At 65.5% G+C, this 24,276-nt stretch carries 27 protein-coding genes; 12 read left to right on the plus strand and 15 right to left on the minus strand.

The annotated features are described in order from the left end of the window. Positions 1-39: 39 nt before the first annotated feature. Complete coding sequence (locus ABZ720_RS01675; RefSeq protein WP_366553143.1) at positions 40-1,275, minus strand: polyhydroxyalkanoate depolymerase; 1,236 nt, start codon at positions 1,273-1,275, stop codon at positions 40-42. Positions 1,276-1,509: 234 nt separating this feature from the next. Between ABZ720_RS01675 and ABZ720_RS01680 the strand changes: the two genes are divergently transcribed. Further along, the gene (locus tag ABZ720_RS01680) at positions 1,510-1,959 is read left to right on the plus strand and encodes an acyl-CoA thioesterase (protein ID WP_366553145.1); all 450 of its coding nucleotides are present in this window, start codon (positions 1,510-1,512) and stop codon (positions 1,957-1,959) included. A 63-nt stretch (positions 1,960-2,022) separates the two neighbouring features. Here ABZ720_RS01680 and ABZ720_RS01685 read toward each other — a convergent pair whose 3' ends face one another. The 5 genes from ABZ720_RS01685 to ABZ720_RS01705 all read right to left on the minus strand — a co-directional run bounded on the left by ABZ720_RS01685 (position 2,023) and on the right by ABZ720_RS01705 (position 5,257). Then, positions 2,023-2,478, minus strand: coding sequence for a hypothetical protein (locus tag ABZ720_RS01685; protein ID WP_366553147.1), 456 nt, complete (start codon positions 2,476-2,478; stop codon positions 2,023-2,025). 3 nt (positions 2,479-2,481) lie between these two features. Further along, positions 2,482-2,796, minus strand: a complete 315-nt coding sequence (locus ABZ720_RS01690) for a hypothetical protein (protein ID WP_366553149.1) — start codon at positions 2,794-2,796, stop codon at positions 2,482-2,484. 31 nt (positions 2,797-2,827) lie between these two features. Further along, complete coding sequence (locus ABZ720_RS01695; protein WP_275820277.1) at positions 2,828-3,010, minus strand: DUF1328 family protein; 183 nt, start codon at positions 3,008-3,010, stop codon at positions 2,828-2,830. 175 nt (positions 3,011-3,185) lie between these two features. Beyond that, positions 3,186-3,809 (minus strand): hypothetical protein, encoded by a 624-nt coding sequence (locus ABZ720_RS01700; RefSeq protein ID WP_366553152.1) that lies wholly within the window; start codon positions 3,807-3,809, stop codon positions 3,186-3,188. A 53-nt stretch (positions 3,810-3,862) separates the two neighbouring features. Next, positions 3,863-5,257, minus strand: a complete 1,395-nt coding sequence (locus ABZ720_RS01705; RefSeq protein WP_366553153.1) for a formimidoylglutamate deiminase — start codon at positions 5,255-5,257, stop codon at positions 3,863-3,865. 72 nt (positions 5,258-5,329) lie between these two features. Here ABZ720_RS01705 and hutI point away from each other — a divergent pair, with 72 nt between their 5' ends. Then, on the plus strand, positions 5,330-6,550 hold the full coding sequence (gene hutI, locus ABZ720_RS01710) for an imidazolonepropionase (RefSeq protein WP_366553155.1): 1,221 nt from the start codon (positions 5,330-5,332) through the stop codon (positions 6,548-6,550). Between the two features lie 27 nt (positions 6,551-6,577). On the opposite strand, the gene hutG is transcribed toward hutI, so the two are convergent. Beyond that, positions 6,578-7,372 carry an N-formylglutamate deformylase gene (gene hutG, locus ABZ720_RS01715; protein ID WP_366553157.1) on the minus strand — a complete coding sequence of 265 codons (795 nt, stop codon included), beginning with the start codon at positions 7,370-7,372 and terminating at the stop codon, positions 6,578-6,580. A gap of 113 nt (positions 7,373-7,485) precedes the next feature. On the opposite strand from hutG, the gene hutC reads away from it, so the two are divergent. The 4 genes from hutC (at position 7,486) to ABZ720_RS01735 (ending at position 12,236) form a co-directional block, all read left to right on the plus strand. Next, positions 7,486-8,247, plus strand: coding sequence for a histidine utilization transcriptional repressor HutC (gene hutC, locus ABZ720_RS01720; RefSeq protein WP_366553159.1), 762 nt, complete (start codon positions 7,486-7,488; stop codon positions 8,245-8,247). Beyond that, complete coding sequence (gene hutU, locus ABZ720_RS01725; RefSeq protein ID WP_366553161.1) at positions 8,244-9,920, plus strand: urocanate hydratase; 1,677 nt, start codon at positions 8,244-8,246, stop codon at positions 9,918-9,920. The genes hutC and hutU overlap by 4 nt, the downstream gene beginning before the upstream one ends. 30 nt (positions 9,921-9,950) lie before the next feature. After that, positions 9,951-10,550: a class I SAM-dependent methyltransferase gene (locus ABZ720_RS01730; RefSeq protein ID WP_366553163.1), complete on the plus strand. Its 600-nt coding sequence runs from the start codon at positions 9,951-9,953 to the stop codon at positions 10,548-10,550. A 126-nt stretch (positions 10,551-10,676) separates the two neighbouring features. Beyond that, positions 10,677-12,236 (plus strand): OpgD/OpgG family glucan biosynthesis protein, encoded by a 1,560-nt coding sequence (locus ABZ720_RS01735; protein WP_366553165.1) that lies wholly within the window; start codon positions 10,677-10,679, stop codon positions 12,234-12,236. A 7-nt stretch (positions 12,237-12,243) separates the two neighbouring features. Here ABZ720_RS01735 and ABZ720_RS01740 read toward each other — a convergent pair whose 3' ends face one another. From ABZ720_RS01740 to ABZ720_RS01755, 4 genes are all read right to left on the minus strand, one after another. Further along, positions 12,244-12,783 carry a GNAT family N-acetyltransferase gene (locus ABZ720_RS01740; protein ID WP_366553167.1) on the minus strand — a complete coding sequence of 180 codons (540 nt, stop codon included), beginning with the start codon at positions 12,781-12,783 and terminating at the stop codon, positions 12,244-12,246. 92 nt (positions 12,784-12,875) lie between these two features. After that, positions 12,876-13,526, minus strand: coding sequence for a tetratricopeptide repeat protein (locus tag ABZ720_RS01745; RefSeq protein WP_366553169.1), 651 nt, complete (start codon positions 13,524-13,526; stop codon positions 12,876-12,878). Positions 13,527-13,677: 151 nt separating this feature from the next. Then, positions 13,678-14,289 (minus strand): hypothetical protein, encoded by a 612-nt coding sequence (locus ABZ720_RS01750; protein WP_366553171.1) that lies wholly within the window; start codon positions 14,287-14,289, stop codon positions 13,678-13,680. 105 nt (positions 14,290-14,394) lie between these two features. After that, positions 14,395-15,561, minus strand: coding sequence for an acetyl-CoA acetyltransferase (locus ABZ720_RS01755; protein WP_366553173.1), 1,167 nt, complete (start codon positions 15,559-15,561; stop codon positions 14,395-14,397). Between the two features lie 183 nt (positions 15,562-15,744). On the opposite strand from ABZ720_RS01755, the gene ABZ720_RS01760 reads away from it, so the two are divergent. Genes ABZ720_RS01760 through ABZ720_RS01780 form a run of 5 tightly spaced genes read left to right on the plus strand, consistent with a single transcriptional unit; the run spans position 15,745 to position 18,709 of the window. Beyond that, positions 15,745-16,104 (plus strand): ArsR/SmtB family transcription factor, encoded by a 360-nt coding sequence (locus ABZ720_RS01760; protein WP_366553175.1) that lies wholly within the window; start codon positions 15,745-15,747, stop codon positions 16,102-16,104. Then, positions 16,101-17,180, plus strand: a complete 1,080-nt coding sequence (gene arsB, locus ABZ720_RS01765; RefSeq protein WP_366553177.1) for an ACR3 family arsenite efflux transporter — start codon at positions 16,101-16,103, stop codon at positions 17,178-17,180. Before ABZ720_RS01760 ends, arsB begins: the two co-directional genes overlap by 4 nt. Beyond that, on the plus strand, positions 17,177-17,590 hold the full coding sequence (locus tag ABZ720_RS01770) for an arsenate reductase ArsC (RefSeq protein ID WP_366553179.1): 414 nt from the start codon (positions 17,177-17,179) through the stop codon (positions 17,588-17,590). Before arsB ends, ABZ720_RS01770 begins: the two co-directional genes overlap by 4 nt. A gap of 22 nt (positions 17,591-17,612) precedes the next feature. Next, complete coding sequence (locus ABZ720_RS01775) at positions 17,613-18,098, plus strand: VOC family protein (RefSeq protein WP_366553181.1); 486 nt, start codon at positions 17,613-17,615, stop codon at positions 18,096-18,098. After that, complete coding sequence (locus tag ABZ720_RS01780; RefSeq protein ID WP_366553183.1) at positions 18,095-18,709, plus strand: DUF938 domain-containing protein; 615 nt, start codon at positions 18,095-18,097, stop codon at positions 18,707-18,709. The genes ABZ720_RS01775 and ABZ720_RS01780 overlap by 4 nt, the downstream gene beginning before the upstream one ends. A 104-nt stretch (positions 18,710-18,813) precedes the next feature. Here the strand turns inward: ABZ720_RS01780 and mgtE are convergent, their stop codons facing one another. From mgtE to ABZ720_RS01800, 4 genes are read right to left on the minus strand one after another with little or no spacing between them, the layout of a single operon-like run. Further along, positions 18,814-20,226, minus strand: a complete 1,413-nt coding sequence (mgtE, locus tag ABZ720_RS01785) for a magnesium transporter (RefSeq protein WP_366553185.1) — start codon at positions 20,224-20,226, stop codon at positions 18,814-18,816. Positions 20,227-20,281: 55 nt separating this feature from the next. Continuing rightward, a complete protein-coding gene (der, locus tag ABZ720_RS01790) occupies positions 20,282-21,745 on the minus strand; it encodes a ribosome biogenesis GTPase Der (protein WP_366553187.1) in 1,464 nt (487 codons plus the stop codon). Continuing rightward, on the minus strand, positions 21,742-23,037 hold the full coding sequence (locus ABZ720_RS01795) for an outer membrane protein assembly factor BamB family protein (protein WP_366553189.1): 1,296 nt from the start codon (positions 23,035-23,037) through the stop codon (positions 21,742-21,744). Before ABZ720_RS01795 ends, der begins: the two co-directional genes overlap by 4 nt. Before the next feature lie 47 nt (positions 23,038-23,084). After that, the gene (locus tag ABZ720_RS01800; protein ID WP_366553191.1) at positions 23,085-23,726 is read right to left on the minus strand and encodes a tetratricopeptide repeat protein; all 642 of its coding nucleotides are present in this window, start codon (positions 23,724-23,726) and stop codon (positions 23,085-23,087) included. 175 nt (positions 23,727-23,901) lie between these two features. Here ABZ720_RS01800 and ABZ720_RS01805 point away from each other — a divergent pair, with 175 nt between their 5' ends. Next, on the plus strand, positions 23,902-24,249 hold the full coding sequence (locus ABZ720_RS01805; RefSeq protein WP_366553193.1) for a DUF2794 domain-containing protein: 348 nt from the start codon (positions 23,902-23,904) through the stop codon (positions 24,247-24,249). The last annotated feature ends 27 nt before the right edge of the window (positions 24,250-24,276 follow it).

Here is a 24,276-nt window from a genome sequence, read left to right on the forward strand (position 1 = left end):
CCCCTACGGGCAGAGGATCCTGTAAGGCCGCGAGACGCCTTACCGGGGTCCTTGCGCGTGCTTGCGCACGAAGGCGCCGATTGCCGGCTTGATCTCTTCGCGCCAGCGGCGACCGTTGAAGATGCCGTAGTGACCGACCGAAGGCTGGAGGTGATTGGCTCGCATGCTTTTCGGAAGACTTGCGCAGAGATCCTGTGCCGCCAGGGTCTGTCCTGGAGCCGAGATGTCGTCCATCTCCCCTTCGACGGTCATGAGCGCCGTCCGGCGGATCGCCTCAGGGCGCACCGTCAATCCGCGCCAGGTCATCTGCCCACGCGCCAAGAGCTGGCGCTGGAAGACTTGGTCCACCGTCTGCAGGTAATAGTCCGCCGGAACATCCATCACCGCCAAGTACTCGTCATAGAAGCGCTGATGCGCCTCCACGGAATCCCCGTCCCCTTTCACGAGATGGCGGAACATCTTGACATGCGACTCGAAGTGCCGGGCCGGATTCATGGAGATGAAGCCGCCGAGCTGCAGGAAGCCGGGATAGACCTCGCGCCCCGCGCCGGGATAGTAGGCTGGCACCTGGGCGATCAGCGACTGCTGGAACCAGGACAGCGGGCGCGACTCGGCAAAGCGCGTCACCTGGGTCGGCGCCGCGCGTGTATCCACCGGGCCGCCCATCAGGATCATCGAGCGTGGCTGCGCCGCGTCGCCGGCCTGGGCCAACAACGCCACACTGGCCAAGACCAAAGGCGCCGGCTGGCACACCGCCATCACATGCACGTCGGGGCCCAGATGGCGGATGTAGCGCAGCACCTCGTCGACGTAGTTCTCGACACCGAAGGGCCCCGCGTCCGCGGGAACCTCGCGCGCATCCTTCCAGTCGGTAATCCAGACCTCGTGATCGGGCAGCAGCGCCTGCACGGTGCCGCGCAGCAGAGTCGCGTAGTGGCCGGATAGCGGTGCGACCAGCAGAATGCGCGGATCCTTGCGTTCCGCACAGCCCTGGCGATTGAACTTCAGCAGCGTGCAGTAGGGACGATCCAGTTCCGTTTCCAGGCTGACCGCCACCTGGCGACCGTCGACCTCGGTCTGCTCGATGCCCCAGGCCGGGCGTTGGCGTTGCCGAGTGGCGTGATCGAAGACTTCGAGCCCCGCCTTGAGGCTGCGTCCCGCATGGGTATGCGTGGCGGGAAAGAGGGGATTGCTCAACAGACCCTGGGTCATATTGCCCAGCATGCGCCAGGGCATCAGGGCTGTGTGCTGAAACTCATAGATCTGATAAAGCATCCACTCATCCGAACTGTTGATCCTTTAAGTCGGCAGCAGAGCGCCGCCGACTCTCGTGCGCTTGAGTCGCAGGACGTAAAGAGTGAACCGGACGTCAGGGAAAGCAAGCGGTCACTTGGTAAGAATTGTTGTTCTTGGCCCCAGGGCGTATTGCATGTTGGATCAATCGGGCCCGGCAGGCGAGAGAAAATTCCACTCGGTGCCGGCATAGGCGAGTGCGAGGAGAGCGAGAGAGTGAGTTCAGCAGCACCGGAAAAGCGTGAGGCCTACCGGCACTTCCGGTCCATCCCAACCCGCTGGATGGACAACGACGTTTACGGACACGTCAACAACGTCACCTACTACAGTTACTTCGATACCCTGATCAGCGGCTATCTCATCGAGGTCGGCGGACTGGATATCCAGAAGGACCTGGTCATCGGCATCACGCCCGAGACCTTCTGCCAATTCCGCAAATCCCTGAACTTCCCTGATGTCATAGACGCCGGTTTGGCCGTCGAGCGCCTGGGGCGAAGTTCGGTGAAGTACCTCGTCGGTCTGTTCCGCGAGGGAGACGACAGCCCGGCCGCGCTCGGCCATTTCGTGCATGTTTTCGTCGAACGCGAGTCCATGCGCCCGGCCGGCATTCCCGACAAAATTCGCCAAGCCCTGGAGCCCCTGGTCATCGAGCGCCAGGAAACCTGAAGACGCTGGGACCGGATCGCGTTCGCTTCCTTCGCAACGCCGATCCGGCAACCCCAGTCCGGTCTACAGGCGGTCAGCTTCCTTGCGGAGCAGCCGCGCTGCCTCCCGGCGAATCTCAGGCGAAACCCCGAAGGCGAAGCCTGCAATCACCGCCACGGTCAGCGGTGACCAGGTGCCTCCAGCCATCAAACCTCGGGCCAGTTGGCTGGGGTCTCCTGCGCCAGGGCGCGCCGCTTTGGAAGCTGTGGAAGCTGAGCGCGCTTTCGGCGCGGGCTTGGCCGGGCTGCGCAAGAGCGCAATCGCCACAAGGCCCATCACCCCGGCACCCACCAGCAGGATGCCTGCCGTGATCGCCGCAGCGCCTTCCGGGGAAAAGCTGCCCTCGAGCAGGCGGTACAGCGCGGCGATGCCAAAACCCATCGCAGCGAAGGCCAGCAGCAGCGCCAGCAGCAGAAAGAAGGATGCGATCGCCGCACGCCGCAGACTGGCGCGCAAGCGATCGACGATCCCGCTCATCATCGGTTAGTTCCGATCCAGCAGCTTGCCAAGAAGCAGCCCCACACCGAATGCGGCGGCGAGGCTGGCCAGGGGATGACGCTCCACCTGCCGCTCCATGCTTTCGATCGAGGCTTGGCCACCGGAGACCGCGCGGCCGTAGAGTTCGTCGAGTTCGGCCCGCAGGCGGCTCAGCTCAGCCTGCGCCTCTTCCGAGGCCGCGGATGCGCCGCTCTTCGCCGTACGGCTCAACTGCTCGGTCAGCTTCTTCACGTCCTCGCGTAAGGTATCAAGATCGCCGCGGAGTGTCTGAAGCTCCTTGTCTACAGCGTCGTTGGCCATGTGAATTCTCCTCCTGGGTTTAGCGGTCAAATTAGATGGCTGCGAGTGGCGCAGCAACAGCGACGAAGTCGCTCACCAGCGCAATCAAAAACAGCACCAGGAACACAAAGAACAACACTTTCGCGATCCCGGCCGCTGCCGAAGCGATACCCCCGAAGCCGAAGACCGCAGCGATCAAAGCGACGACAAGGAATACAAGCGCATAGTAGAGCATCGGTTCCCCCTTGCTGGGTGATCGGAACTCCGACCCCGCGCCGGCTGCCGCGCGACATGGCCGAAGGATCGTCGCCTAGAAGTGGGAAAGACCCCGCCGCAAAACAACCGCCCCAGCTGTGCCAAGCTTGTGGCGAAATACGGGCAGAGGGCGTTATCTTTTTGTTTTGACTTAATTATAACGGGTGGTCTGGCAGCCTGTAGGGCACCCCCCGGCTCGGCGCCCAGAAAGCAGCAACGGCCGCAAAGGCGCGCGCTGCATGCTCTCCCGTAATTGTCAGGCGCCCGCCCTCGTCCCCATCACCGAAGGGGTCCATAGGACTGAAATATTCAGGGTGGCGGTCGCGCAGGCTGCGGCGCGCGGCGAGCGTGGCATCGTCGATGGTTTCCGCCACCGTCGACAGCTCCTCCAAACCGTCCCACACAGAGTCCGGGAGGTCAGCGTCCAGTTCCTCCAGGAGCACACGCCGCACAAGGGAGACCAGTTCGGCCCCGCGCACTCCGCGACGCTGTGCGCTCCAGAGTTCCGGATCACGCCCCAGCCGTGTCAGCTGATCACGCAGCAGGTCCTCGCAGTGCCCGACCCACTCGCGGTACTCCACCACGATCGCCCGGCGCAGCATCCCGTCGAGCAGCACGGCCACATACCAGTCGGTCTCGGCCTCCAAGCGTAGATCCGCCTCGGCAACGGCTTCCTCGACGCGCGCCACAGCGGCCTGCAGCAGCGCCTCGCGGCGCCGCACCTCTGCATGGCGTGTTCGCGGCTGTTCGTCGTCCGTATCGAAAGAAATCAGGCTCATACCACGTGCGAGGCTAGCGCAACTCCGCGCGTTCGCCTAGCTCGGATCAAACGTCACGCGAGCAGGCGGCTCAAGGCTGCCCGATACCCCTCCGCCACGGCGTCGCGCTGGGGGTGGCGGCCTTCGCGCACGACCCAGCGGCCACCGACCGCAACATCGCGCACCGGCAGGGGGAAGCCGCCAAAGACCGCCGCGTCGAGCAGAGCATCGCCCTCGCGATTCCAGAGCGCGGGGGCAGCGCTGTCCAGAACCAGGAAATCGGCGCGCCGGCCCGGCGCCAGCACGCCGATCGGGCGACCGCAGGCCTGGCTTCCGCCGGCCAAGGCCTGGCGATAGAGGCTACCACCCAAAGCGCCGCCCTCTGCCGGGCGCAGTAGGTTGCGCCGCTGATGTGCCAAGCGCTGGCCGTACTCCAGCAGCCGCAGTTCTTCCCACGGGTTGACGGAAATGTGACTGTCGGAGCCGATGCCCCACGTGCCCCCGGATCGCTGATAATCCAGTGCCGGAAAGAGTCCATCGCCCAGATTGGCCTCGGTCGTGGGGCAGAGGCCGGCGACGGCGCCGCTTGCGGCCAGATCGCGGCATTCCCCGGCGTCGATGTGGGTGGCATGCACCAGGCACCAGCGCCGATCCACCTCGAAGCGATCCAAGAGCCAGCGCACCGGCCGCCGGCCCGACCAGAGCAGGCAGTCACGCACTTCCTGAAGCTGTTCCGCCACATGAATGTGGATCGGCGCCGCCGTGTCGAGGCGGTTCAGCGCCTCCACCGCCTCGCGCAGCTGTCCTTCGGTCACTGCCCGCAGGGAGTGGGGCGCAATCCCGGTGGCCCGATTGGGGTCCCCCGCCCCATCCTCATACAGCACTTCGACAATCTTCTGAAAGTTGTCGATATCATTAATGAAACGCCGCTGCGCATCGCCCGGCACCTGACCACCAAAGCCACCCTGGGCATAGAGCACCGGCAGCAGGGTGAGGCCCATCCCCTCCTCGACGGCCGCAGCCGCCACACGCCGCCCAATCTCCGCCGGATCGGCGTAAGGGCGTCCGTCGAGCGCGTGATGAAGATAGTGGAACTCGGCCGCCGCGGTGTAACCCGCCTCCAGCATCTCGACATAGAGCTGCGCTGCGATGGCCTGGGCTTCCTCCGGCCCCAAGCGGTCGACGAAGCGGTACATGACCTCGCGCCAGGTCCAGAAGGAGTCCTCCGGCGCACTGGCATGCTCCGCCAGTCCGGCCATGGCGCGCTGGAAGGCATGGCCGTGCAGATTGGGTATCCCGGGCAGCAGGGGACCGGCAGCCCGCTCCGCATCGCCCGGCCCGACACCGGCCTCGATACGCTGGATCCAACCGGCCTCGTCGATCTCGACCAGCACATCGTTCGCCCAACCCTCCGCCAGCATGGCCGACGGCGCGTAAAGACGAGTTATGGCGGGAAAAACGGCGCTCATGAGGCTATCTCTTGCAATGCACGGGCGGGCCCGAAAGCATAGCCTGCCGATGAAGGAGGAGACCAGAGCGACATGCCTGCGTGGGATCTGCTGATCACGAACGCCCGCCTCGCCACCATGGAGAAGGGCACTGCCCCCTATGGCGCGATCGAACCCGGTGCCTTGGCCATCGCAGAGGGTCGGATCGCCTGGCTGGGCCCTCAGGCCGAACTGCCGCGCGGCGAGGCTGCCGAGCTGTTCGACGCCGAGGGACGCTGGGTGACTCCGGGGCTCGTCGACTGCCACACCCATCTGGTCTATGGCGGCGATCGGGCAGCGGAGTTCGAGTTGCGCCTGCAAGGTGCGAGCTATGAGGAGATCGCGCGCGCGGGCGGCGGCATCCTCTCGACCGTCACCGCCACCCGCGCCGCCACGGAAGACGAGCTGCTGGCCGGGGCCCTGCCCCGGGCCCGGGCGCTGCTGCGCGAGGGCGTGACAACCATCGAAATCAAATCGGGTTACGGTCTCGAGCTCAACCAGGAACTCAAGCAGTTGCGCGTGGCCCGGCGGCTACAAGAACAGCTGCCGCTGGGCGTGCGCACCACCTTCCTGGGCGCCCATGCCGTTCCGCCCGAGTACAAGAACCGCAGCGAAGACTATCTCCAGAGCGTGCTGGCCATGCTCCCGGAAGTCGCCGCTTCCGGCCTCGCCGACGCGGTGGATGCCTTCTGCGAGACCATCGCCTTCACCCCGAAGCAGACCGAGCGCCTCTTCACGGCCGCGCGCGACGCCGGACTGCCGGTCAAGCTGCACGCGGATCAGCTCTCCGACTCGCAAGGCGCGGCGCTGGCCGCGCGCTTCGGCGGGCTCTCGGCCGATCATCTGGAGCACACCAATGAGGAGGGCGCCGCAGCCATGGCAGCCGCCGGCACCGTGGCGGTGCTCCTGCCCGGTGCCTTCTATTTCTTGCGCGAGACCAAGCTGCCGCCCATGGAGGCCTTTCGCCGGCAGGGCGTGGGGCTCGCGCTGGCCAGCGACTGCAATCCCGGCAGTTCGCCGGTGACATCGCTGCTGTTGATGCTGTCCATGGGCTGCACCTATTTCCGCATGACGCCGGAAGAGGCGCTGGCCGGGGTTACGCGCGAAGGCGCCCGGGCCCTGGGCCTGGCGCACAGCCACGGCACCCTGTCCGTGGGCAAGATGGCGGATCTGGCAGTCTGGGACATCGAGCGGCCAGCCGAACTCGCCTACCGCATCGGCTTCAATCCGCTCAATCGTTGCTTCAAGGAAGGGCGCGCCGTCGAACTAACCTGAGGCCAAAGGCCTCAGGAAGCAGCCGCGTCAACCGGCTGCTTCAAGGGCGCCGAGTCCGGCCTCGACCATGCGACGCAGGACCGGTCGGATGCCTGCAGCCAAGTCATCGCGGAAGGCGAAGGGCGGCGCCTCGTCCATGTAGGTGGCCCAGGAAAGCTCGAGCTGAACCGCATGAACGCCCTGCTCGGGGTTTCCGTAGTGCCGGGTGATATAACCACCCTTGAAGCGGCCATCGAGAACGTGGTTGTACTCTGGGTCCTGGGCCGCCTCGGCCACGGCGTCGATCACCGACGGCGCGACCGTCACCCCGCCGCCACTGCCGATGTTGAGATCGGGAAGCTGGCCCTCGAAGAAGCGCGGCACGCGGCTGCAGATTGAGTGCGCATCCCAGAGCAGAACACGGCCGTGTTCAGCCTGCAGCGCGGCAAGACAGGCGGCCAGTCTGTCATGATAAGGCTGCCAGTAGAGCTGCCGCCGCTCGGCCACCTCGCTCTCATCCGGCGCCTGCCCCGGGCGGTAGAGTGGCGCATTGGCGAAGCTGCTGGTCGGACAGAGCTCGGTGTTGCTGGCGCCGGGATAGAGCGGCCGGCCTTCCGGATGACGGTTCAGATCGATCACGTAGCGCGAGTGGGTGGCGGTCAGGACGCTGGCGCCGAGTTCGTCCAGGAAGTCGTAGAGCCGGTCCACATGCCAATCGGTGTCGGACAGCGTAAGGGCGTCCGCGGTCAAGCGCGCGGCAATCTCGTCGGGCACATGGGTTCCCACGTGCGGCATCGACACCAGCAGCGGCGCCGGACCGGCTTTGAAGCGAAAGGCTTCCATCACAACTCCCCGAGACTCAGATTCGCGGCCCGCCTGACAACCCGTGCCACCCGAAAGGCAGCAGACTGGCGCGCTGTCGACAACTTGTCTATACAAGCCGCTGGAGGTTGCCATTGACTGAAACGCTGCGCAACAAAGATGGCGTGGATGAGCCCCGCTACCGGCAGGTGGCGGAGCACGTGCGCGCCCGCATCGCCGAAGGCACATGGGGGCCCGGCGCCAGGGTGCCTTCGGAGAATGAGCTGACGCGCAGTCTCGGCGTCTCCCGCATGACAGCGAACCGAGCCTTGCGCGAACTGGCGGCAGAGGGGGTTCTGGAACGGGTGCAGGGCCTGGGAACCTTCGTCGCCGCGCCAAAGCCGCAATCCGAGCTGCTGCGCATCCGCAACATCCGCGAAGAGATCGAGGAGCGCGGCCACGCGCACAGCTGCCAGGTGCTGCTGCTCGAAGACTGCAAGGTCGAAGGGGAACTGGCTGCATCCCTTGGACTTTCGCCGGAAGCGCACGCCTTCCATTCGCGGCTGCTGCACCTGGAGAGCGACCTACCCGCGGCCCTCGAGGAGCGCTGGGTCAATCCGGCCTTTGCCCCGGACTACCACCGCCAAGACTTCACGCGCATCACCCCCAACGAGTATCTGACCGGCCTGGGTCAGATCGAGGCGGCAGAGCACGTCATCGAGGCAGTGCGCCCGCGCGCCGAGGTCCGCCGTCGGCTGGCGCTCAAGGCCGACGATCCCTGCCTGCTGCTCACGCGGCGCACCTGGTCGGCCGGCATGATCGCCAGCCGTGCCCGTTTCTTCTATCCCGGCCCGCGCTACCGCCTTGCGGGCCGGCAGCTATTCACCGCTTCTGCAAACGCCGGAGGTTCGTCATGACCAGCCATCCCCGCCTCGACAACGCCCGCAAGATCAAGTCGCCGCGGGGCACTGAGATCAGCGCCAAATCCTGGCTGACCGAAGCGCCCCTGCGCATGTTGATGAACAACCTGGATCAGGAGGTGGCCGAACGACCGGAAGAACTGGTCGTCTACGGCGGCATTGGCCGGGCGGCGCGGGACTGGAAGTCCTTCGATCGCATCGTCGCCTGCTTGCGTGACCTGGAGGCGGACGAGACGCTCCTGGTCCAGTCGGGTAAGCCAGTGGGCGTCTTCCGAACCCACAAGGACGCGCCGCGGGTGCTGATTGCCAACTCCAACCTGGTGCCGCATTGGGCCACATGGGAGCACTTCAACAGCCTCGATAAGGTCGGGCTGATGATGTACGGCCAGATGACTGCCGGTTCCTGGATCTACATCGGCAGCCAGGGCATCGTTCAGGGCACCTATGAGACCTTCGTCGAGGTAGGCCGACGCCACTACGGCGGCGACCTCAAGAGCAAGTGGATCCTCACCGGCGGCCTGGGCGGCATGGGCGGCGCGCAGCCACTGGCAGCCACCATGGCCGGGGCCTCGATGCTCGCCGTTGAATGCCAGCCGAGCCGGATCGAAAAGCGGTTGGAAACCGGATACCTGGACCGCTCTTCTCAGGATCTGGACGAGGCACTGGCCATCATTCAAGACGCCTGTACCAAGGGTGAGGCCGTTTCCGTCGGCCTGCTCGGAAACGCGGCGGAGGTCTTTCCGGAGCTGGTGAAGCGCGGCGTGCGGCCCGATGCCGTCACCGACCAGACCAGCGCGCACGATCCGCTGAACGGCTACCTGCCCGCCGGCTGGACCCTGGATGAGTGGGAGCGGCGCCGCAACAGCGATCCCGATGGCACGGTGCAGGCCGCAAAGGAGTCCATGAAGGTGCAGGTCCAGGCCATGCTGGCCTTCCACCGCAGCGGGGTGCCCACCCTCGACTACGGCAACAACATCCGCCAGATGGCCAAGGAGATGGGCGAGGCCGACGCCTTCGCCTTCCCGGGCTTCGTGCCGGCCTACATCCGCCCGCTCTTCTGCCGCGGAATCGGCCCCTTCCGCTGGGCAGCGCTCTCCGGCGATCCCGAAGACATCTATCGCACCGACCAGAAGGTGAAGGAGCTGATCCCCGACGATCCGCCCCTGCACAACTGGCTCGACATGGCGCGCGAACGCATTCACTTCCAGGGCCTGCCGGCGCGCATCTGCTGGGTCGGCCTGGGCCAGCGCCATCGCCTGGGCCTCGCCTTCAACGAGATGGTGGCCAAGGGGGAGTTGAAGGCGCCCATCGTCATCGGGCGTGACCATCTCGACAGCGGCTCCGTCGCCAGCCCGAATCGCGAAACCGAAGCCATGCGTGACGGCTCTGACGCTGTCTCTGACTGGCCCTTGCTGAACGCCCTGCTCAACACCGCCAGCGGCGCCACCTGGGTGTCCCTCCATCACGGCGGCGGCGTCGGCATGGGCTTCAGCCAGCACGCCGGCATGGTCGTGGTCTGTGACGGAACGGAGGATGCGGCCCGGCGCCTTGAGCGCGTGCTCTGGAACGACCCGGCAACCGGCGTGATGCGTCACGCCGATGCGGGCTATGAGGAGGCCATCGACTACGCCCGCGAGCAGGGTTTGAACCTGCCGATGCTGGACGACTAACCCGAACCGCACCAAACAGGCAACAAAGCAATGTCGGAGGAGCAGAAGCGCTGGCAGCGCTATTATCGTGCAGTGGAGGGACGCCCGCCGCGCCCCACCCTGCTGCGCGCGCTGGAGGCTTTTGCGCGGGAGGGCATGGTGCCGGGGCAAGCCATTGATCTCGGTGCGGGCACCGGTCGCGACAGCCTGGAACTGCTCTGCCGCGGCTGGCAGGTCCTGGCCATAGACGGGCAGGCGGACGCGCTTGCCGAGCTCCGGAGCAAGGCGCCGGCCGGAACCCGCCTGGAAACACGCGCCTGTCACTTCCAGGACCTCGACGACCTTCCGCCGTGCCTCCTGATCAACGCCAGCTTCTCCCTGCCCTTCTGTCCTCCCGCCGCCTTCCCGCAACTCTGGCGACTCATCAGGGACAGTCTGGAGCCGGGCGGGCGCTTTGCCGGCCAGCTGCTGGGCCCGCGCGACGACTGGGCCGCCTCCAGTGGTGTGACCAGCCTGGATCGGCAGGCCCTCGACCGGCTGCTCTCAGACTGGACGGTGGAGTTACGCGAAGAGGAGGAAAGCGACAGCCCTACCGCCAAAGGGGCAAGCAAGCATTGGCACCTCTATCACCTCGTACTGCGAAAGCCGTAAAGTGCATTCACGTTGCGCGCCAAGAGTCCGCGCTCTACTCCAGAAGCCTGCTGCCAATCGAAACTTTCCTGCTATGATCCCGGCCTTGCACGGGGGCGTCGCCCGGACCGCAGCAAAGAGGTCTTCATGCCAGATTTATCTCGACGAGGTTTGCTCACTGCCGCGGCGGCATTGGGGTTGGCGAGCCTGGCGCAGCCCGTGACCGCATTGCGCGCACAAGGTCTCGAGTTTGGACCGCCTGAACCCTTCGATTTCGAACTGGTGCGATCGCTCGCGCGCTCCCTGGCGGCGCTGCCGCATGTGGAGCCGCCGCTCACCCACGAAGACTTCGTGCGCAGCATCAATCCTCACCGTCATGGGCGCATTCGCTTCAAGCCCGAGCACCAGATCTGGCAGGAGTCGCTCTTTCCGCTACGCCCGCATCACCGCGGCCATTGGTTCCCCTACCCGGTCGGGCTCAATATCGTTGAAGACGGTCAGACGCGAAAATTGATCTTCAATCCGGACGCCTTCGATTACAGCGAACTGGGGATCGAGGAGCCGATCCCCGACGATTTGGGATTCGCAGGCTTTCGCCTGATGAACGGTCCGGAAAGCACCCGCGACTGGCTGTCATTCCTGGGTGCGTCCTATTTCCGCGCATCGGGAGAGCAAGACCAGTATGGAGCCTCAGCCCGCGCGGTCGCGATCGACACCGCCCTGCCCGAGCGCGAGGAAGAGTTCCCCTATTTCTCGCGCTTCTGGGTGGAGCGGGCGCCGCAAGACAGCCGCCGGGTGCTGGTCTATGCGCTGCTCGAAGGCGCAAGCCTGACCGGCGCCTATCGCTTCGACATCCGCTATGAACGCGGCGTTGTCATGGAGGTGGAGTCTGAACTTTCAATCCGGAAAAGCATCGAGCGGCTCGGTTTCAGTCCCCTCACCTCCATGTACTGGTTCGGCCAGCACGACCGCGAGCTGGCCGCCGACTGGCGCCCCCGCATACATGACAGCGACGGACTGGCCATGTGGACCGGTGCCGGCGAACGCATCTGGCGGCCGCTCAACAACCCCGGCGGCCTGCGCAGTAACAGCTTCCTGGACACCTCCCCGCGCGGCTTCGGCCTGATGCAGCGTGAACGCCGCTTTGATGCCTATCAGGACGACTCCCACTTCTATGAGCGTCGTCCCAGCGTCTGGGTGGAACCGCTGGGCGATTGGGGAAGCGGCTCGGTGCAGTTGATCGAGATCCCCACCGACCACGAGGACATGGACAACATCGTCGCCTTCTGGGTGCCGCAGACACCGCCCGAACCGGGCTCGCGCCTTTCGCTCTCCTACCGCCTCCACTGGCTTGCCGAGGAGCCCTATCCGCCGCGCGCCGTCGCACGCGTGGTGGCCACGCGAAGCGGCCCGGCCGGCGTCCCGGGCAATCGCACGGAAAACGGCCGCAAGTTCGTGATCGACTTTGAGGGCGGCCCGCTGGAGGAGCTGGTGCGCAGCGAGCCGGTGGAACCCGTCATCTCCGCACCCAGCGGCGAGATTCAGGGCCCCTATGCGATCCAGATCGTCGGCACCAATCGCTGGCGCGCGGTCTTCGATCTGGTGGGCGCCGAGGGCGACGCGCTGGACTTGCGGCTCTACCTGCGCCTGGGCGAGAAAACGCTGAGCGAAACCTGGCTCTATCAGTACCTGCCCCAGCGGGCCTGAGCGCGCGCTACCAGATATCAGGCCGATTCAATGCCGGCACACAGTGCGAGGGGCCGTGAAGCGCCCCCATTTCAGTGCCCTTTTTTGTCTGGCCCAACCAGCCGTGAGGATACGTCAGAGGCAGTGGAGGCGAAGCGAGCGCTTCGGCAATCGAGGTGAAACCCACGCGTCCGTAGAAGGCAGGGTCACCATAGGTCATGACCACATCCACCCCCTCCCGGAACAGTGCTGACAACGACTGAGACACCAGTGTCTGCCCGACCCCCTTGCGCTGCTGGTCGGGCATAACCGCCAGCGGTGAGAGCAGAAAGACGCAGCGGCTGTCTTCCGGATAGCGCAGACGTGAGAAGATGACGGCGCCGATCAGTTCACCCACTTCCTCTGCCGCAAAGACGCGGATGTCCGCTGCCTTGGTCTCGGTCAGCAGGTCACGCGCCAGATCACCGATCAGCATTCCCTCTTCAGCGCCTTCGGAAGCTGTAAAGCTTGCCTTGAAGAGGTCGATGATCTCCTGCTCGCGCCCCTCGACGCTGGTCTGCACCTTCATGAATTCCTCTTCCCCCATGCTGGCGACCGCAACACTGCCACTGGAAGCGCGACCCTGAGACTCTGGTGCTGGGTGTCTGTTTCCAGCAAAGGCTATTCTTCGGCCAGAGCTTCGGCGCGGGACCGCTCGGAGGCCGCCATGCCCTCGCCAACGGCCGTGACTGCCGCCTCAGCCCCGGCAACACCGGCAGCACGGGCGCGCAGCAGCCAGGCAAGCGCCATCACCTCGTCTTTCGCGGGCCGTTTCAGTTCCAGCAGGCCGCGATTCAACGCCGCCCCTGCAACACCGCCGACATAGGCCTGTTCATAAAGGGCAGCGGCCGACTCCAGGTCGAGGTCCACACCCTGGGCATTCTCCAGCATGACAGCGAGATTGAAGGCAGCCGGGGCATGCCCCCGCTCGGCCGCGCTGCGGTACCAGTGTGCGGCAGCTTTGGGATCCTCGGTCTTGAGCTGCTGTGCCAAGCGCCACTGTGCCTGCAGATGGCCCTGCCGGGCGGCGGCGGCATACCAGCGCTCAGCCAGTTCAGGGTCGGACCCAACGCCGATGCCGTCCTCGTAGAGCTGGCCCAGGCGGTATTGTGCTTCCGCGTCGCCGCGCTCAGCGAGCCTTTCGTACCAACCCGGGCCCACACGCTCGTGCCAGGGGAGGTCGAGCCACAGGCTCTCCTCGGCCAGGGCCTGCCCGGCCGCAGCAACACCCATCCCCAGTGCGAACAGACCTCCGCGCAGGAAGTCTCGCATTCACCCCTCCCGAATCCCGCCCCGGCGCCGATAGATCATCGGCGCGACTGTTCCGATCGAAGGCTGTATAGCCCGGATGCCCCGTGATCGAAACCACAAGGGCTGGGATGCGACAGTAGACTCCTGCCTGTATTCAAGTCGCTAGGAGGCGCTAGCGCCACCTGGCAAGGAGAGTGCGGCGCACGACGATCTCGGCCACGCGGATGGCGTCGGCAAGATCCTGTGCTTCCGGCGCTTCGTCGGCCTGGACGCGTTCCGCGATCCGGCGATCCAGAGCCAGCGCCAGGTCGGCGGCACATTCGCCGATGTCGTCGAGATCGTCTTCCGACTCCAGCCGTTCCAGGCAGGCCGCGACGATCTCGCCGGGCGCCGCGGCAGCGGCCCGCAGCGCGTCTTGAGTGCCGGCAGCCACGGCGGCCCAGGCACTGGCGCGTCGTTCCACCAGATGCGGGTCGGCCCGGTGCAGGGCAAGGTCGAGGGGATCGAGACAGGAGCGCGCCAGGGCCTCGCGACCGCGTTCGGTCAGGTGAAAGCCGCTGCCGGAATCCGCGACCAGCCCGTCGCGCTGCAGCAGATCGAGCGCCTCTTCCACTCTGACGCGCTCACGCCCGGGCAGTGGCCGCTCGAAGGCGCTATCGACCAGGCCGGGCTGCCGCTGCCCGCCAACCAGCAGCTGGCGGGCCAGAGGCCCTTCCCGGTCGAGCGTGGCCAGCAAGGCCAGCTTCAGATCCCGATAGGTCAAACGCGCGGCATACCGGCTCATAGCCCCTCCGTCGCCCTGCGAGTGCACCCCTCAGTCTAACGGTACACCGCCTAACGATTCACCGCCTAACGATACACTGCGCCGAACCGCAAACGCGGCGCTGCCTCAGCGCAGTGGCTCAAGGATCGACACGTAGTTGGCGACCGCAGCACCACCCATGTTGAAGATGCCTGCCAGCTTCGGGTCGCGCAGCTGCATCTCCCCGGCGGTGTTGGTCAACTGCATCGATGCCATAACGTGCATGGACACGCCGGTGGCCCCGATGGGATGGCCCTTGGACTTGAGCCCACCGGAGGGATTGACCGGCAGCTTGCCGTCCTTGCGCGTCCAGCCTTCCATTGCGGCACGGGCGCCCTGGCCGCGCTCGGTCAGACCCATGGCCTCGTACTCGATCAACTCGGCAATGGTGAAGCAGTCATGGGTCTCGACGAAGGACAGATCCTCCAGCGAGACGCGGGCCTTGTCGAAGGCCTGTTTCCAGGCAACCTCACAGCCCTCGAACAGCAGGATGTCGCGCTTGGAGAGCGGCAGATAGTCGTTCACGTGCACCGCGGAACGGAAGGCGATGGCCTTGTGCATGCCCAGCGCGGTGTCCACGTCGGTCAGCACCAGCGCCGCCGCACCGTCCGACACGAGCGAGCAGTCCGTGCGCTTGAGCGGCCCGGCCACGTAGGGATTCTTGTCGGAAGGGTTGCGGCAGAAGTCGAAGCCCAGATCCTTGCGCATCTGCGCCAGGGGGTTCACCGCGCCGTTGTGATGGTTCTTTGCCGCGATCTGTGCCAGGGCATCGGACTGATCGCCATGGCGCTGGAAGTACTGCGCTGCGATCTGACCGAACACGCCGGCAAAACCGCCCTCGATGTTGCCTTCCTCCTTGATGTAGGAGGCCTTCAGCAGGTTCGCTCCGATCTCCGGCCCCGGCAGACCGGTCATCTTCTCCACGCCGACCACAAGGACGAAGCGCGCCTGCTTGGCGGCAAGCGTCTTCAGGCCCTGATGAATGGCTGCGGACCCGGTCGCACAGGCGTTCTCGACCCGGGTGGCCGGCTTGAAACGGAAGGCGTCCGAGGCCTGAAGCACCAGCGAGGCCGGAAAGCCTTGCGGCGAGAAGCCCTCGCCGAAAGACCCCAGCACGATCTCGTCGATGTCCGAGGGATCGAGGCCGGCATCGGCCACCGCCTGGGTGGCGACCTGAGCGATCAGGGACTCGGAATCGTCATTCTCGTGCTTGCCGAAGGGCGTGTGCGCCCAGCCGACGATACAGGCGGTCATGGTTCCTCCTTCCGCTGCAGCGGCCACGCGCCACCTGCAGCCCTTTTGAAACGTCGCTCCCTCATATAGCGCCCCGGCCGGTCCCTCGCCAGACACCCGCGGGATTTCGCGGCAATCTCCGTGCTTGAAGCGACGGCGACGTGGATCTATCGTCCATCGTCGAATAACGATTAAGCACTGCCAATGACCCAGTCTGCCTCAACCATATCCCACTCAGAGCCACCAGAGTCCGACCAGGCTTTGGCCGGGCTGGCCAAGGCACTGGCCCATCCCGCAAGAATACGCATCGTGCGCAAGCTGCTGGCGACGCCCTCATGCATCGGCTGCGATTTCGTAAACGACATCGGACTGGCCCAGTCCACCGTTTCCGAGCATCTGAGGATCCTCAAGGCCGCCGGCGTGGTGGTCGGCGAGATCGAGCGCCCTCGGGTCTGCTACTCGCTCAACCCCGCCAGCGTAGCGCCCCTGGTAGCTCTGCTTTCCGAGATCAACAACTGCGCTTGCGCTCCCGCTCCCATAGACCAAGGGCCCAGCCAAACATGAGTTCCTTCGAACGCTACCTCTCGCTCTGGGTCGGCCTGTGCATTCTGGCGGGGCTCTTGCTCGGCAGCTTCATTCCCGAACTCTTCGAGCTTCTGGCCGGCTGGGAGTATGCCTCGGTCAATCTGCTCATCGCGGTGCTGATCTGGATGATGGTCTACCCCATGATGGTCAACGTGGACTTCTCCAGTCTGCGTCACATCGGGGAGCGCCCGAAGGGCCTGATCATCACCCTGGTGGTCAACTGGCTGATCAAGCCCTTCACGATGGCGGCCCTCGGCGTGCTCTTTTTCGAGCACCTCTTTGCCGGCTGGATCGATCCGGCAAACGCCTCTCAGTATATCGCCGGGCTGATCCTTCTGGGCGCGGCGCCCTGCACCGCCATGGTTTTCGTCTGGTCCCAGCTCACCCGGGGCGATGCGACCTACACGCTGGTCCAGGTCTCGGTGAACGACATCATCATGGTCTTCGCCTTTGCGCCGATCGTCGCATTGCTGCTCGGCGTGACCGATCTTTCCGTTCCCTGGGAAACGCTGCTGCTGTCGGTCGGCCTCTATGTGGTCATTCCGCTCGTGGCCGGGGCACTTACCCGTCGCCAGCTGACGCGAAATGCACAGAACAGTTCGAACGGCGAAGCCAGCGTCGCCCGCTTCACCGCGCGGGTGAAACCGCTCTCCGTGCTAGGACTTCTGGCCACGGTCGTGCTGCTGTTCGGCTTTCAGGGTGAGGTAATCCTGGAACAGCCGCTGCTTATCCTCCTGATCGCGGTGCCGCTGCTCATCCAGTCCTACGGCATCTTCGCGCTCGCGTTCGGCGCCGCCTGGCTCTGGCGGGTGCCCTACAACGTGGCCGCTCCCTGCGCGCTCATCGGCACCTCGAACTTCTTCGAGCTTGCCGTGGCGGTGGCGATCGGCCTCTTCGGACTGAACTCTGGCGCCGCCCTCGTTACCGTGGTGGGTGTCCTGGTGGAGGTCCCGGTCATGCTCTCCCTCGTCGCCCTGGCCAACCGCACCCGGGACCGCTTCGACCTGCGCGCCGCCCAGCCCCTCACGAGAGACCGCAAGGATCCCCTGCCATGAAGCGCATCCTCTTTCTCTGCGTTGCCAACTCGGCGCGCAGTCAGATGTCCGAAGGGCTGGCGCGGGAGCAATTCCGCGACCGGGCAGAGGTCATGAGTGCCGGCTCTCAACCCGCCACAGTCAATCCCTTCGCCATCGAGGCCATGGCGGAGCTCGGCATCGATATCGCCGACCATCGCTCCAAGTCCGTGGACGGCATAGACGTGTCGACGATCGATCTGGTGATCACCCTGTGCGCCGAGGAGGTCTGTCCGATCCTTCCCGGTTCGGTCCGCCGCCTGCATTGGCCGATTCCCGACCCGGCGGACAAGGACGGTACCCTGCCTGCAGCGAAGTTGCGTGAACGCTTTCGCTCGGCGCGTGACGAAATCCGTGGCAAACTGGCCAGCCTGGAGCCGCATCTGGACTGACCAAGCCGAAGGGAGGAAGGCCATGCTCAAAGGCCTCCATCACGCCGCCTACCGCTGTCGCGATTCGGAGAAGACCCGCGCTTTCTATGAGGACTTTCTCGGTCTGCCCCTGGTGCACGCCTTCGAGATCGCCCAGACGAAAAGCGGGCGGGAAACCCGGGTGCTGCACAGCTTCTACCGCATGGACGACGGCTCACACATTGCCTTCTTCGAGGCACCGGACATGCCCTTCGACTTCAAGGCGCAGCACGACTTCGATCTGCACATCGCGCTGCAGGTGGAGCCGCCGGTTCTGGAGCGCATGCTGGAGAAGGGCCGCACCGCCGGCATCGAGACACGCGGACCGTCCGATCACGGCTTCATCCACTCGATCTACTTTCGCGACCCCAATGGTTATGTCGTGGAGTTGACGGCGCTCACAGGCGAAGCGGCTCCGCCGGAAGATGCCCACGCGGTGCTCTCATCCTGGCAGAAGAGCAAGTCGCATGCCGGGGCAGAAGCTCAATGAGCCCAAGCGACGCCCGCCACGCCCCGGCAACGGCTCGCAACCAGGAGCCCATTCGCAAGGTTCTCGAAGAAGTCCTGCCCGCCGCGGGCCTGGTGCTGGAGATTGCCGCGGGCACCGGCGAACATGCTATCGCCTTTGCGGCCGCCTTCCCCCAACTGCACTGGCAGCCGAGCGACCCCGATCCGGCGGCGCGACGCTCCATCGCTGCTCATGCGGCGCAGGCAAATCTGCCCAACCTGCGCCCTCCCCTAAAGATCGACGTGAGCCTGCCGGACTGGCATCGAGCCCTCGCGGAAAAGCCAGCGGCCATCCTGACGGTGAACATGGTCCACATCTCCCCCTGGGAGGCCACGCTCGGCCTGCTCCACGGCGCCGGCGAAACTTTGCCGCCCGACGGGCCCTTGATCCTCTACGGTCCCTACCGCCGAAAGGGCCATGCGACCGCACCCAGCAACGAGGCCTTCGACGAAAGCCTGCGCTCCCGCGACCCGCGGTGGGGATTGCGTCTGCTGGAAGAGGTCACGCAACAGGCCGAAGCCGAGGGCCTTGCGCTGGAGCGTGTGGTGGAGATGCCCGCGAATAACCTCACGGTCGTCTATCGGCGGCGTTGAGGTTCGCGATCCGGCCAGACCCGATCGTCTCTGCTTGTTCGATGTAGACCGGATTCACGCATTTGATCTGAACCCGGGATGGTTCAGATCAAATGCGATCCGGCCTAAGTGAGCGGCATCTCAAGCAGGAGCGTGGCCATACCGAAGTAGAGTGCCACGCCAACGGCATCACACAGCGACGTTACCAGGGGGGCCGAGGCGGTGGCCGGATCGACGCTCAAGCGATTGAGCAGGAAGGGCAGCGACAGGCCGATCAGGCTGCCGATCAGCACGATCAGGACCATGGTTGCCGACACCACCAGCGCAAGTTCCGGTCCGCCACGCAGCAGGCCGATGCCCGACACGGCCAACGCCATGGTCAAGCCAAGCAGCCCCGCCACCAAGAGTTCACGCCCCAGCATTCTGGACCAATCGCGCAGCACCACTTCCCGGGTTGCCAGGCCCCGTACCACGAGCGTTGCTGCCTGGGATCCGGCATTGCCACCGCTTCCCACCAAGAGCGGCAGAAAGAAGACGAGCCCGATATGGGCGGCGATGGTTGCCTCGAAGAAGGCAATGCCCGCGCCCGAAAGCAGATTGCCGAAGATCAGCACCACAAGCCAGACGATCCGGCGGCGGTAGAGCAGTCCGATTCCGGCCTCGCGCACGGAGGTGGTGATGCGCCCCAGGGAGCCCACCTTGTGCATGTCCTCGGTCGCCTCCTGGTGGACTACGTCCACCGCGTCATCGTGGGTGACGATGCCCACCAGGCGTCCTGCGTCATCCACCACGGGCAAGGCGATGAGATCGTAGCGCGCGATCTGCCGCGCCACCTCTTCCTGGTCGTCGTTTACATGCGCGCGTTTGGGATTGCGCTCCATGAGGTCGGCAATCGTGGACTGAGGCGCCGCCAGAATCAGGGTCTGTAGGCGCAAGGAGCCGATCAACCGCCGCTGCTCGTCGACGACGTAGGTGCGATAGATCGTCTCCTTGTCCGGCGCTTCGTGGCGTAGTCGCTCCAGGGCTTGGCGCGCCGTCAGGTGCGGGGCGAGCACCGCGTACTCCGAGGTCATCAACGCGCCCGCGGTTTCCTCGGCATAGCCCGCCAGGCGGCGGATGTCCTCGCGTTTGGCTTGCGCCAGCGCAGGAAGCAAGGTTTCGCGCAGCTTCTCCGGCAAGTGCTTGAAGAAGTCAGCGCGCCGATCAGCCTTGAGGTCGGAGATGAGGCCGACCAGAACCGGTCGCGGCAGTTCCTGGGACAGGAGGCGCTGACGCCGTCCACTGAGCTGCGAGAAGGTCTCGGCCCGCTTCGCCGGATCCAGGCGCAGCAGCAGATCGGCTGCCTCGCTTGGCTCCAGGCGCTTGATCAGGAGAGCGATATCCGCCGGATGCTCTTCTTGCAGGAATCCTTCCAGCAGCGCCGTCTCCCCCTGGCGCAGAGCCTCCTTCACAGCCTGCACGACACGAACGATGTGGCGATGTCCGCCCTTGCGCGCGGAGGCCAGAATCTCCGGGTCGGTCAGGACCTCAACGCCCATCGTCATCTTCCTCCCTGAACGGAGCCAACGACGCTGCGCAGGGCAAGCTGTGGTGCTAGTCGTTGGCGTAGGGGTTGCGCGACTTCTTCAGATGCAGCCGGATCGGCGTACCGGGCATATCGAAATCCTCGCGCAGGGCATTCTCCAGATATCGCAGATAGGCGCCGGGCAGATCTTCAGGGTGGGAGCAGGAGAGCGCAAAGGTCGGCGGCCTGCTGCGCGCCTGGGTGATGTACTTCAGGCGAATGCGCCGCCCGCCCGGCGCCGGCGGCGGGTGCGCCGCAACCACCTGCTGCAGCCAACGGTTCAGCATTCCGGTCGAGAGACGCTTGTTCCAGATGGCATAGATATCGAAGACCGCCTTGAGCAGCCGGTCGGTACCCCGGCCCTGCAGGGCGGAGATCGTCACCACGGGGATGCCGCGGGTCTGGGGGAAGGAGCGCAGCAGGCGATCCTCCACCGCACGCAAGGCCATGGCCCGGTCGTCCACCGCATCCCACTTGTTCAGCGCAATGACCAGAGCGCGCCCCTCCTCCACCACCTGGCGGGCGATGGTGAGGTCCTGCTTCTCCATGCCCTGTGCCGCATCGAGCAGCAGCACCACGACCTGCGCGAAATCGATGGCGTGCTTGGTCTCCGCAGCCGAAAGGCGCTCGACCCGGTCATCGACGCGCGCGCGGCGACGCAGCCCTGCGGTGTCGATCAGGCGCAGCTGTTTCTCACCGTAGCGCCAGTCGATTTCGATGGCATCGCGGGTGATTCCCGCTTCCGGGCCGGTGAGCAGTCGCTCCTCGCCGATCAGGCTGTTGACCAGTGTCGATTTGCCCACATTGGGGCGTCCCACGACCGCCAGCTGCAGGGGACCTCTGTCCTCCTCGGCCTCCGGCAGAATGTCGTCTTCGGCGGAAAGCTCTTCGCCATCCCCGAGCTCATCCGCGTCCTGGTCCTCAGCCTCGGCCTCATCTTCAGGAACGGCCGGTGCGATAAGCGGTGCAAGGAATTCATAGAGCTCGTCGAGGCCCAGCCCATGCTCTGCCGAGAGCGCTATGGGCTCGCCGAGACCCAGGGCATAGGCCTCGAGCCGTCCAGTCTCACCGGACTTGCCTTCGCTCTTGTTTGCGGCCAGCAGCACAGGCTTGTGCGCCCGGCGCAGTTGATCAGCGAAGTGCGAGTCCAGAGGGGTCACCCCAGCCCGGGCGTCAATCATCATCAGGATGGCATCAGCCTGCTCGACGGCCTTTTCCGTCTGGCGCCGCATACGGGCTTCCAGGCTGTCGTCGGTCACGTCCTCCAGGCCCGCGGTGTCGACCACGGTGAAATGGAGATCGAACAGGCGCCCTTGCCCCTCGCGTCGGTCACGGGTCACGCCCGGGCGGTCATCCACGAGCGCCGCACGGCGGCCTACCAGGCGATTGAAGAGCGTGGACTTACCCACGTTGGGCCGACCCACCAGGGCCAGGGTAAAGGCGGCGGGCGCCTCTTCCCTCGATCGTGTCGATGCCTTGCGTCCCCGGGTCACCGGAGGGCCAGAAGCTGACCGGCGTCGGTGAGCAACAGCAGTGTGCCGTCCGCAACAACCGGCTGGATGGTGACCGGGCCGGGAAGCGACTGGCTGGCCAGAACCGTCCCGTCCTCAGGCGAGGCAAAGACCAGATGACCCCGGTTGTTGGTCAGCACAAGGCGCCCGCCGGCCAGAACGGGGCCGCTCCAGACGATGGGGTCGGTTCGGTCCTCGGGGTCGGCATAGCGCTCAAACTGCTGCACCCAGCGCACGCTGCCGTCGTTGCGGCGCAAGGCGACCAGTTGGGCATCGTTGGTAACCAGGAAGACCGTGTTGCCCGAAACCCATGGGGTCTGCGTGCTGCCGATGGAGGCCTCCCAGACCGGCATCCCGCTGCGCTGATCCACCGCCAGCATGAGGTCGGAGTTGGACACGGCCACCACTAGGCCCTCGTCCATCACGGGATGACCACGCACCTGAGCGATATTGGCACTCTGCTCGAGCCGCCGCACGCCCGCCAGGGAATCCTCCCAGAGCACCCGGCCATTGTCAGTCAAGAGCGCCACGATCTCACCGGATGAGAAGGCCGCCACGACGGTGTCCCCGGCCACGGCAGGACTGGCACCGCCAAGCAGGCTGGCAATCTCTTCCAGTCCGGTATGGTTCCAGAGTCGTTCTCCCGTTTCGGCATCCACGGCGTGCAGCACGTTCTCCGTGGTGCTGGCATAGACTCGGCCGTCAGAAAAAGTCGGGCCTGCGCGCAACGGAGCGCCCAGCGACGCTTCCCACAGGATCTCACCGCTGCCGGCGTTCAACGCAAAGAGGCTGCCAAAGCCGGTGGTGACGTAAACGCGCCCTTCCCCACTGCTGACACCGCCGCCGAAGTACTCTTCGCGGCTGCTCCGCTCGCTGCCCAGGTTCTGGCGCCAGGCCCGACGACCGCTGCTGAGATCATATGCGCTAACCTGCCGCCGGGCATCGAGCGTGAAGACGCGGCCATCGCGAACCACGGGCTGCGCCAGGAGCCTGCGATTGCTGCTGCTGCCCTCCCCCACACTGGCGCGCCAGGCAATTCGCGGGCTGGAGGAAAGCTCCAGGTGCCGGAATGCGTGGGCGGAATCGCCACCGGGCTGCGGCCAGTTCGTGTTGCGGAAGGCCACAGGCAGACTCACCCGTTCGGCCGCTGCGCCGGCATCGGCTTGAAGACCGCGCTCTCCCATGAGCACAGCAACGCGCTCGCCAGGAAGTGGCGGATCGTCCGCCGCTCCGAACCAACCGCCAACCGTGTCGCAGCCGGATAAAACCGTCATGCCGGCCAAGGCCAAACCTGCAAGCAGCAAACGCATGCGCATAAGTGTTACTCGGCTAATGTTGCAGCAAGTTCGCCAGCGCGCTGACGCACGCCCGGCGGTGTCTCGACGTCCGCCAGCAGCACGTCCAACCGCTGGCGCGCGGTTTCCCGCTCGCCTTGAGCCAGAGCGGCTGCGGCAGACAGCTCCACCGCAAGCGAGCGATAGGGCCGGCCGGGCTCGCTCAGCGGCTCCAGCATGATCTCGGCTTCGCTCGCCTCACCCGCATCGAGGCGATAGCGCGCCGCCGCCAGAACCGCCGCATCGCGGAAGGTCTGCTCGGCGCTGCTTTCGGCGATGCGGCCCCAGTACTCAAGCGCCAGGTCGCCGTTGCCGGCTTCGGCCGCCAGCCGCGCCACCTCGAAGGAGGCGAGCAGTGCGTATCCTCCAGCGTCGGGGTCGGCGAGTTCGACAAAGGCTTCCGCGGCTTCCTGCTGCTCGCCCGCGGCAAGTTGCGCTTCGGCCGCGCCATATGCTTCGGCAGCCTGTGTGCGCTGATGCTGCACATAGGCCGTCCAGCCCTGGTAACCGGCGACGCCCAGCACCACCGCCAGAACGACGACGATGATCAGAACGCGGTACTTCTTCCACAGTGCGAGCAGTTGGTCGCGGCGGACCTCTTCCTCGACTTCCTTGAAAATATCGCTCACGAAATGCCTCTAGGCTGCTGCGCCGCCCCACTTTGGCCGCTTGGCTTTGGCGGGTAGCATAGCCCGAACCGCCGCTCAAGGTAAGGCATGGTGCCCTGGACCTGCCAAGTGATTTGGGCAAGACTGTTTTTCGACGGAATCACACGACCGAATGAACGGCTGAGGAGGCTGACGGATGGTGGGGGTGGTCCAGCTCGAGGAGTACCGCGCGGGGCATCGCAAAGGCCAAGGCGTCGTCTACTTCCACAGACAGGAGCTCGATCAACTCCTCGCAGTCTACAGCCGTCGGGTGGCCAAGGGCGAATGGCGCGACTATGCGCTCGATCATCAAGTGGGCTGCGCCATTTTCTCAGTGTTCCGCCACTCCTTCGACCGCCCGCTTTTCTCGGTGGTCAAGCGTGTCAGGCCGGGCAACAGGGGCACGGAGTACCTGCTGCTCTCGGGACCGCGCCAACTGGACAGCAACAAAAACCTGCCGAGCCTGCTGAAAGGGATCGAGAAGAAGCTGCGGGTGGTCTCGTAACAGCGAGTCCCCAAGACCAACGTCGGC

It is taken from the genome of Aquibaculum sediminis, assembly GCF_040712085.1.
GTDB classification, from domain to species: Bacteria; Pseudomonadota; Alphaproteobacteria; order Kiloniellales; family DSM-21159; genus Aquibaculum; species Aquibaculum sediminis.

What these genes read in the sequence shown, in the direction of transcription:
- mgtE (WP_366553185.1), bottom strand. Translation starts at nt 20,226, where the DNA reads ATGGGCGTTGAGGTCCTGACCGACCCGGAGATTCTGGCCTCCGCGCGC.
- ABZ720_RS01730 (WP_366553163.1), top strand. Translation starts at nt 9,951, where the DNA reads ATGTCGGAGGAGCAGAAGCGCTGGCAGCGCTATTATCGTGCAGTGGAG.
- ABZ720_RS01760 (WP_366553175.1), top strand. Translation starts at nt 15,745, where the DNA reads ATGACCCAGTCTGCCTCAACCATATCCCACTCAGAGCCACCAGAGTCC.
- ABZ720_RS01690 (WP_366553149.1), bottom strand. Translation starts at nt 2,796, where the DNA reads ATGGCCAACGACGCTGTAGACAAGGAGCTTCAGACACTCCGCGGCGAT.
- ABZ720_RS01755 (WP_366553173.1), bottom strand. Translation starts at nt 15,561, where the DNA reads ATGACCGCCTGTATCGTCGGCTGGGCGCACACGCCCTTCGGCAAGCAC.
- ABZ720_RS01675 (WP_366553143.1), bottom strand. Translation starts at nt 1,275, where the DNA reads ATGCTTTATCAGATCTATGAGTTTCAGCACACAGCCCTGATGCCCTGG.
- arsB (WP_366553177.1), top strand. Translation starts at nt 16,101, where the DNA reads ATGAGTTCCTTCGAACGCTACCTCTCGCTCTGGGTCGGCCTGTGCATT.
- ABZ720_RS01775 (WP_366553181.1), top strand. Translation starts at nt 17,613, where the DNA reads ATGCTCAAAGGCCTCCATCACGCCGCCTACCGCTGTCGCGATTCGGAG.
- ABZ720_RS01805 (WP_366553193.1), top strand. Translation starts at nt 23,902, where the DNA reads ATGGTGGGGGTGGTCCAGCTCGAGGAGTACCGCGCGGGGCATCGCAAA.
- ABZ720_RS01685 (WP_366553147.1), bottom strand. Translation starts at nt 2,478, where the DNA reads ATGATGAGCGGGATCGTCGATCGCTTGCGCGCCAGTCTGCGGCGTGCG.
- ABZ720_RS01795 (WP_366553189.1), bottom strand. Translation starts at nt 23,037, where the DNA reads ATGACGGTTTTATCCGGCTGCGACACGGTTGGCGGTTGGTTCGGAGCG.
- ABZ720_RS01735 (WP_366553165.1), top strand. Translation starts at nt 10,677, where the DNA reads ATGCCAGATTTATCTCGACGAGGTTTGCTCACTGCCGCGGCGGCATTG.
- ABZ720_RS01745 (WP_366553169.1), bottom strand. Translation starts at nt 13,526, where the DNA reads ATGCGAGACTTCCTGCGCGGAGGTCTGTTCGCACTGGGGATGGGTGTT.
- hutU (WP_366553161.1), top strand. Translation starts at nt 8,244, where the DNA reads ATGACCAGCCATCCCCGCCTCGACAACGCCCGCAAGATCAAGTCGCCG.
- ABZ720_RS01780 (WP_366553183.1), top strand. Translation starts at nt 18,095, where the DNA reads ATGAGCCCAAGCGACGCCCGCCACGCCCCGGCAACGGCTCGCAACCAG.
- ABZ720_RS01740 (WP_366553167.1), bottom strand. Translation starts at nt 12,783, where the DNA reads ATGAAGGTGCAGACCAGCGTCGAGGGGCGCGAGCAGGAGATCATCGAC.
- hutI (WP_366553155.1), top strand. Translation starts at nt 5,330, where the DNA reads ATGCCTGCGTGGGATCTGCTGATCACGAACGCCCGCCTCGCCACCATG.
- ABZ720_RS01750 (WP_366553171.1), bottom strand. Translation starts at nt 14,289, where the DNA reads ATGAGCCGGTATGCCGCGCGTTTGACCTATCGGGATCTGAAGCTGGCC.
- ABZ720_RS01695 (WP_275820277.1), bottom strand. Translation starts at nt 3,010, where the DNA reads ATGCTCTACTATGCGCTTGTATTCCTTGTCGTCGCTTTGATCGCTGCG.
- ABZ720_RS01705 (WP_366553153.1), bottom strand. Translation starts at nt 5,257, where the DNA reads ATGAGCGCCGTTTTTCCCGCCATAACTCGTCTTTACGCGCCGTCGGCC.
- ABZ720_RS01700 (WP_366553152.1), bottom strand. Translation starts at nt 3,809, where the DNA reads ATGAGCCTGATTTCTTTCGATACGGACGACGAACAGCCGCGAACACGC.
- hutG (WP_366553157.1), bottom strand. Translation starts at nt 7,372, where the DNA reads ATGGAAGCCTTTCGCTTCAAAGCCGGTCCGGCGCCGCTGCTGGTGTCG.
- ABZ720_RS01770 (WP_366553179.1), top strand. Translation starts at nt 17,177, where the DNA reads ATGAAGCGCATCCTCTTTCTCTGCGTTGCCAACTCGGCGCGCAGTCAG.